The following is a 7,556-nucleotide window of genomic DNA, read 5'->3' on the forward strand; positions in this document are numbered from 1 at the left end:
AAAACAACGTCTTTTGGCGATTAACGATCCTGTGGAACGGCTGGCGTGGGTAAACAAATATCTGAATCTGCTTGATCCGGGATCTTGATTGCGTCGCTCATGCCGCCGCTACCGTTACTCGTGTTGCTACTGCCCCGTAAACGTTGGCTTGCGCTTGGCGGCAAACGCTTCTATAGCCTCAGCGTGATCCGTCGTCAAATTCGTCAAGCATTCGTACGCAGTGCCCGCATCCATGTGACCATGCGCCAATTGACGTAAGGGAATGGTGTAGCCCGCCTTTGTCCAACGAATGGCTTTGGTTGCCCCGTGGCGAAGCTTGCCGACGATCGTATCGACTTTCGCATCGATCTCGTTTTCGGGCAAGGCATGCCCTATCGCCCCGAGTTGAACAGCCTCTTTGGCCGATAGCAGGTCGCCGGTCAACAATAACTCTCTGGCGCGGCCATACCCTATCATCTGCGGCCATAAGAACCCACCACCATCTGCGGCATTCAGGCCGACTTTAACGTGGGGATCGCCGATACGCGCAGTGTCGTTCATGACGGTGATATCGCACAATAGTGCAAGTGTTGCGCCCAGACCTACGGCGTCTCCATTGATGCGGCCGACGATAGGAATTTCGCAATCCAGCATGGCATAGACGATACGCTTGGCTTCCCATGTGACGATTTCAAATTGCTCTGGGTTTCTGACGGCATCTCGCATCCATTCAATATCGCCGCCTGCGCAGAATGCCTTTCCTGCACCTGTCAGAACGATGGCCTTGATGTCCCGGCGCTCGCCAAGGTCGATAAATACGCGTGAGAGCGAGGTGTGCAGTTCGCCGTTGACGGCGTTCAGAGCCTGCGGGCGGTTGATGGTAAGCCAGGCGACCTGGTCAATAACTTCCAGCTTCAATGCGGATTCAGACATTTTTCTACCAAGTTAGGAGTTGAAGAAACTAAGAAAATAAATGGACGGCCTTATCGCATGGCCAACTGCGTTAAACGGACGGGCCGCGTTCGGGCTCCAGTTTGCTTACAAGTTCACGCAGATCCCTTTTTAAAATCTTTCCCATCGGGCTTTTAGGCAAACTTTCAAGCATGTGCCACTGTCGGGGTACCTGGTAATCAGCAAGATAGCGTGCGCAGTGCTCGCGCAATCCCTGAACATCCAGGTGGGCCTCGGGCATGGTCACGACACAAGCAGCAATGTCTTCGCCCAGCCCTGGATGCGGTATGGCAATGACTGCCGCTTCGAGCACTCCGGGGTATCTGTAGATAACGTCTTCCACAGTTGCCGATGCAATCTTCAGGCCGCCTCGGTTGATGATGTCTTTCTTGCGATCCAGGAAGTGCAAATGACCTTCGCGATCCAGTTTTCCAATGTCTCCGGTACGCACCCAGCCATCTACGAAAGTTTCCTGGGTCGCTGCATCGTTTCGAAAATAACCTAACGCCATGGAAAGGCCGGCGAAGGCAATTTCACCCGGCTCATCTATTCCCAAGGGGTCGCCCGCTTCGCTGATGATTTGCACAGCACAGCCCGGCTGCGGCATGCCAATGCAGCCAGCTTTACGAGGTAAATACCAAGGCGGCAAATACGTTCCGGCCGGACCGGTTTCAGTCATTCCCCAAATGTGCACTTGATCAGCCCAAGGCAAGCGTGTCCGATACTTTTCGATGACTTCCGCAGGCATCGCGGCGCCGCCATAACCAATACGCCGGACTTGCGACAAGTCGTAGTTACCCTTCGGATACTCGTCAATCATAAAATGCAGCGGCGACGTCACACCATGGTAGACCGTGCATGCCTCTCTCTGGATCAACCTGAGCCTGCCTCCATTGTCGAGCGAGGCTTCCTCTAGCACCACTGCGGCTCCAGCCACCCAGGCCGCCATGCAGGCCATGTTAAGCACTGAACTCGTATAAATTGGCCAGGCGCCTTGATAGACATCATCGTTGGTCAGCCCCATAGCGCCGCTAATGGCGTAGCCGCAAAACAGCTGGCTGCGATGGCAATGAATGACAGCCTTGGGCGTGGCAGTGGTACCCGACGTAAACAGCATGACGCTGGCATCTTCGGGTTCAGGAAGCACAGGCAATGGAAGATCATGGACCTCGGTTTCTGGCTCCGGCCAGCTGTCGGGGGCATAGGGCGCGTCGTTTAATACAAGCAACCTCGCTGCAGGGTAAAGTGCGCGAAGCCGTGTCATCGAATCAGCGATACAAACAATGAATGCAGGCTCAAGCAGAGCCAGCGCATGCTGGAGCTCTTCTTCGCCGCTGCGCGGATTCAGCGGTACGACGATCGCACCCAATCTGTAGCAACCCAACGCGGTAAGCACCCCTTCCCGCACGGCGTCGTTGGACAGATACAGGGCGACTCGGTCGCCTTTTTGCAGCCCGCGCACCAAGAGACCACGCGCCACGGCGTCCATACGCACGACAAGTTGCGCGTACGTAAGCCTGTCCCGAAGCCCCCGATGACTGTGGGCTGAAATTGCAAGGGATGAGGGCATTTGCGAAGCGCGCCGATACAGCAAGCCAGGCACAGTCAAACCGTGCAATTCGTTATATCGATTCAAGTCATGCATCGCATGCGACCTTATCGTCGACATCACAAAGACTCCGGACAAGCGTCGTCCGAAGAGCCCCAGGCCATATATCCCCCATCTACTGGCAGAGTCACTCCTGTAATGAACTCAGCCTGCCTCGAGGCCAGAAACAACATCGCATCGGCAATATTGCGTGCGCTGCCGAATCGACCCGCAGGGGTGCGCCTAAGGATTTTATTTCCATCCAGCTTGCCCTCGTCCATCAGCTTCTGAAAGAATGGCGTCAACATATAACCGGGCGCCACGGCGTTGACACGCACACCAGAACGAGCCCACTCACACCCCATCGTGCGTGTCATCATGCTGATACCAGCTTTGGCTGCGCTATAGGCATTACGAGGAGCAAGACCCAGAACCCCGGCCACCGAACTCAGGTTGATAATGGCGCCGCTGCCTTGTGCGAGCATATGCACAGCCGCCGCTTTGCTCACCATATAGGTGCCCGTAAGGTGAATGTCGATCAGTCGCCGAAAGTCGGCGACATCCTGCTCCACGGTGGGTCTGAACGTGTCGGGGATGCCTGCGCTGTTGATAACCACATCAATTTTGCCGTACTTCGTCATCGCCGCCGCCACGGCGCCGGCGACATCCGCCTCGCTGGCAATATCCGCGCCGATCCCCTCATGACCTTCACCAAGCTCCTGGGCACACGCCTTGGCCTTGTCCGCCTGAAGGTCGACGATCACAATGCTCGCCCGTTCATCAGCGAATGCTCGTGCAGCCGCTAGTCCCAGGCCACTCGCGCCGCCCGTGATCAGTACAACCTTCCCTTCCAGATCTGCATACATCACGGTGATTCCGTTCAATTATTACTAAGGCGGATGCCGGCTTTACGTATAATTTCACCCCAGAGCTTGCCCTGCGCCTGCACGTGGGCAGTGAATTCATCAGGCGAGAGGGAAAAGGGTTCTACGCCCATATCGGCCAACCTTTGCTTGATGCCGTCATCTGCCAACGCAGACCGGAGCTCCCTGCTGAGCTGAGCAACGATCGGCTTGGGTGTTCCTGCCGGCGCAGCCAGTCCTTGCCATGCATATGCCTCAAATTCCGGCACGCCCGCCTCCGAGAACGTGGGAACATCGGGCAACGCATCACTACGCATTTTCATCGCGATCGCAATGGCCTTGACCTTGCCGGAACTAATGTAAGGCAAGCTGGCAGCAGTGTTGACGAGGTACATATCAATCTGTCCGCCTATCAGGTCTTGCAATGCTGGCGCATCGCCGCGATAAGGCACATGAAGCAACTTGACGCCGGCTTTCTGCTGAAACAACTCCATACCTAGATGGTTCGGACCACCCAACCCTGGTGTCGCGTACGTAAGCTTGCCGGGCATCTTCTTGGCTAGATCGATGAGTTCTTGCAAGTCGTTTACGGGTACTGAAAGATTGACAACGAGTACAAATGGAAATCGGGCTGTGCCGCCGATGTACTCGAAATCAGTAGCGGGGTTGTAGCGAACTTGGTCGTAGAGGCTAGGATTCAACGCTACCGTCGATACGTCGAGCGTGCCAATGGTATAGCCATCTGATTTCGCATTGGCGACCGCTTCTGCACCAATCATGGTCCCCGCGCCAGGCCTGTTATCAACGACGAATGTCTGTCCAAGGGCACCGCCCATCGGCTGGGCGAGAAGACGGGACACGACGTCCGTGCCACCTCCGGCAGGGAATGGCACGATCCACCGCACGGACCGGTCGGGATACTCGGCCAATACCGCTGCCGAGATGGAAATCAAAGCGAGCGCGGCGAGCGCCTTTCTGAACAGTTTCATGGTTGCCTCTTATAACGGGTGGGAAGGCCGAGCGCGTCGACCCCAATGCTGCGCTTACTTATCAAGAGAGATCTTGGCCTCGCGAATGACATTGCCCCAAAGCTTGTCCTGGTCTGCGACAAATTGGCGGAATTCCGCGGCAGTCGTAGGCGCGCGCTCAACACCCATTGCCGTCAACGCCTCGTGAACTTTTTCGCTGGACAGGGCTGTATTCAGCGCTGAATTCAATTTTTCAATGACAGGCGCCGGCGTGTTTTTGGGCACAATCATCCCTTGCCACGAGAATGCGATAAAGTCCGCGACACCCGCCTCCGTAAAGGTAGGTACGTCGGGCAGACTGGTCAGCCTTTTCTCTGTTGATACAGCAATTGGGCGAACCCGCTTGGACTGTATGTATTGAATACTTGACGCCGTATCGATCAAAGCGAACTGAATCTGGCCCGCAATCAAGTCCTGCATGACAGGCGCCGCGCCACGGTATGCAACATGAAGGAATTCGGTACCTGTACGCTGCTGCAACAGCTCCATCGCAACATGATTCGGCCCCCCCATTCCGGGCGAACCATACGATATCGCTCCTGGTTTTTCCTTTGCCAGTGTCAGAAGATCGCTAATGCTATTGACCGGCAAGCCTGGATTGACCACCAGCACATAAGGAAACCGCGCTAGCCCACCCACAAACGCGAAGTCAGATTCGGGTAAATAAGTGAGCTTGGGAAACAAGTGCTGGTTTAACGCCAAAGTGGCGTTATCCGCGCTGCCTACCGTGTACCCATCGTTCTGCGCTCTTGCAACCTGGCTCGCCCCAATTGCCGTATTTGCCCCCGGCTTGTTTTCAATGACGATTGATTGACCCAAAGATTTGCTCATTTCATTGGCCAGTGTCCGCGCCACCACATCGGTACCTCCGCCTGCTGCATAGGGCACAACCCACGAAATGCTTCTATCGGGATACTCCGCGGCATGAACCAGGACAGGCAGCGCGCACATAAGCGCACTGGCCAACAGCTTTCGATAGTTTTTCATTTTTGTCTCCTGAATTTATTTTTGTCGTACTACACCAATCTATTGGGCAGCATCCGATTCGTAGCGGGGCCGGACGCCCCCAAAAGTCGACCATGATCCCGACACCAACCAGCCCGCATCTACTGGAAGATTTATGCCTGTGATCATGGACGCTTCGTCAGACAGCAAGAAGCCAATAGCTCTTGCAATATCCTCCGGTTTGATCAGCATCCCGAGGGCGCTGTTTTCTTTTAGTTTCTCGGGGTCACGCAGCCCCTGATCAATTTGGCCTTGCAACGCGGCCGTGACGGTATAACCAGGTGAAACGGCATTTACCCGAACGCCAGATCGTCCCCACTCTGCCGCCAGGCACTCGGTCAGGCTTATGACGGCCGCCTTCGCCGGCGAATAAGCGTACAGCGGCATAGATCGCATACCGGCCACAGAAGCGATATTGACGATAGCCCCAAACCCTCGACGCGCCATAGCGCTACCAAAGACTGTGCAACAGTTGTATGTACCGTCAAGATCAATGCTCAATACCTCTCGATATCGGTGATGATCGAGCTGATGCGGCGATAGCGGCGACTGCACAATCCCCGCGCAATTAACAAGCAGGTCAACTTGCAAGCTGTTTCGTTGCAATGAGTCAGCAAGTCCTTCGATCTGCTCTATGCTTGCCACATCGGCCTGCCACGCAAGTTCGGACTGCATCGCAACCTGTATAGCCTGTTCGTAATTCACGTCAGCAACAATGACAGTCGCCCCACGCGCACGCAAGAGTTCAACGCACGCCCTGCCTATACCGCTCGCGCCCCCCGTAACGAGCGCAGTCTTGCCACTAAAGCTTGCTATGTCTTGCATGATGTTCCTTCTATCTGTTGTCGTTAGCCGTTACTGCAAGGGCGAAAATCGCGTCGGGCGAAGCAGTCGTGATTCCATGGTCACTATCCAGGGCACGACCTTTTCCGAATAGGTGATCCATCTTGGGTCTTTCCACATCGCTTCGCGCCGCGCAAGACGATCCTCAAAGTTGCTATACGCCCATATGTGAACAGCGGTATTGAGTTGTCCGATCTCAGTCGTGAAATATCCGACCAGACCGCCAAGGTGGGAAGTCATAATATCCAGGCCTTCTTTCTCAAAAAGAGCCAAAAAGGGTTGGAAATGCGCCGGCTGAAACATGTAGCTACGCTCTTCATAAATCATTGCGCGGGTCCTCGGATAGGGTGGTTTCGGTTAAGTCGTGGCTCTTGGCTTTGGCCAAAATTTCTGGCCAATACATTTTCAATACTTGACCCGCCTCATATACGTGTTCGCGCATAAGCATCTCGGCACGTGTGCCCTGGCCCTTGGCGATGGCGTCCAACACCCGCACATGAGCATCGTGGGAGCGACGCACAATATCGAGCGATGTCCACATGACGATGCGATCAGAGGCCAGCGGAATCTCGTTGGCCCGTCGGACAAACTCGCCTAACTGCTTATTTTCGGAGGCGTGCAGAATGGTGTTATGGAATGCCACATTCATTTGCCGGTACGCGTCGTGGTCCTCCTCAACCAGCCGTTCTCCAGACACAACGCGATCGCCGATTTGTATGCAATCTTCGAGCAACTGGCTAACGGCCCCAGAGAGTCCACGCTCTGCCGCAAGGCGACACGCCATTCCTTCCAGCGTGGCGCGGATATCGTAGGCCTCCAGTATTTCTTCGATGGAGAACTCACGCACCCAGTATCCACGGTTGCTGGCGTAACGAACCAGCCCTTGCTCGGTCAACGCTTTCAAGGCGGCGATAACAGGCGTTCTTGACGTCTGCATGTCATCGGCAAGCCCTAGCTCCGTAAGCCGGCTGCCTGGTTGATAGTGCCCGGCCAGAATTGCATTGCGCAAGCGACTGGCAACCGTCTGACCGAGTGTGAAAGATGAAGCGGTAGTAGACATAGGCGCCATCGGTTCGGTTGATTGAATTCAATACAAACAGAAAGACGCATGATGCGGCAAAATAACCGCTCTTATAATAGGTGGTTACCCTTAAAAAAACGCCAGAGCAAAATAAATTGAATTCAATCCATCGCTCTAATGCGCAAAGAAGTCTTGCTTAATGCTGCAGCACTTCACGGGCTACCAGACAGGCGACTGATAGCCAAGCGAATAAAAGTGGGTATATGCTAGGAGACGAA

8 protein-coding genes are annotated in these 7,556 nt (G+C 54.9%); all 8 read right to left on the reverse strand.

The window, feature by feature from the left end; all coding sequences use genetic code 11:
* Window positions 1-126 precede the first annotated feature (126 nt).
* Window positions 127-912, reverse strand: coding sequence for an enoyl-CoA hydratase/isomerase family protein (locus tag ABWO67_RS18250; RefSeq protein ID WP_353154410.1), 786 nt, complete (start codon window positions 910-912; stop codon window positions 127-129).
* Window positions 913-982: 70 nt separating this feature from the next.
* Entirely contained in the window at window positions 983-2,599 is a 1,617-nt protein-coding gene (locus ABWO67_RS18255; protein WP_353154413.1) for a class I adenylate-forming enzyme family protein, read from the reverse strand.
* Entirely contained in the window at window positions 2,599-3,384 is a 786-nt protein-coding gene (locus tag ABWO67_RS18260; RefSeq protein WP_353154430.1) for an SDR family NAD(P)-dependent oxidoreductase, read from the reverse strand. Before ABWO67_RS18260 ends, ABWO67_RS18255 begins: the two co-directional genes overlap by 1 nt.
* Window positions 3,385-3,398: 14 nt before the next feature.
* The gene (locus tag ABWO67_RS18265) at window positions 3,399-4,370 is read right to left on the reverse strand and encodes a Bug family tripartite tricarboxylate transporter substrate binding protein (protein WP_353154415.1); all 972 of its coding nucleotides are present in this window, start codon (window positions 4,368-4,370) and stop codon (window positions 3,399-3,401) included.
* Window positions 4,371-4,424: 54 nt separating this feature from the next.
* Window positions 4,425-5,396 (reverse strand): Bug family tripartite tricarboxylate transporter substrate binding protein, encoded by a 972-nt coding sequence (locus ABWO67_RS18270; protein WP_353154418.1) that lies wholly within the window; start codon window positions 5,394-5,396, stop codon window positions 4,425-4,427.
* Between the two features lie 39 nt (window positions 5,397-5,435).
* On the reverse strand, window positions 5,436-6,239 hold the full coding sequence (locus tag ABWO67_RS18275; RefSeq protein ID WP_353154421.1) for an SDR family NAD(P)-dependent oxidoreductase: 804 nt from the start codon (window positions 6,237-6,239) through the stop codon (window positions 5,436-5,438).
* Between the two features lie 30 nt (window positions 6,240-6,269).
* Window positions 6,270-6,584: an NIPSNAP family protein gene (locus ABWO67_RS18280; protein WP_353154424.1), complete on the reverse strand. Its 315-nt coding sequence runs from the start codon at window positions 6,582-6,584 to the stop codon at window positions 6,270-6,272.
* Complete coding sequence (locus ABWO67_RS18285) at window positions 6,574-7,317, reverse strand: GntR family transcriptional regulator (RefSeq protein ID WP_353154427.1); 744 nt, start codon at window positions 7,315-7,317, stop codon at window positions 6,574-6,576. Before ABWO67_RS18285 ends, ABWO67_RS18280 begins: the two co-directional genes overlap by 11 nt.
* Window positions 7,318-7,556 lie beyond the last annotated feature (239 nt).

This window comes from Pollutimonas bauzanensis, from assembly GCF_040393045.1.
Lineage (GTDB): Bacteria > Pseudomonadota > Gammaproteobacteria > Burkholderiales > Burkholderiaceae_B > Pollutimonas > Pollutimonas bauzanensis_A.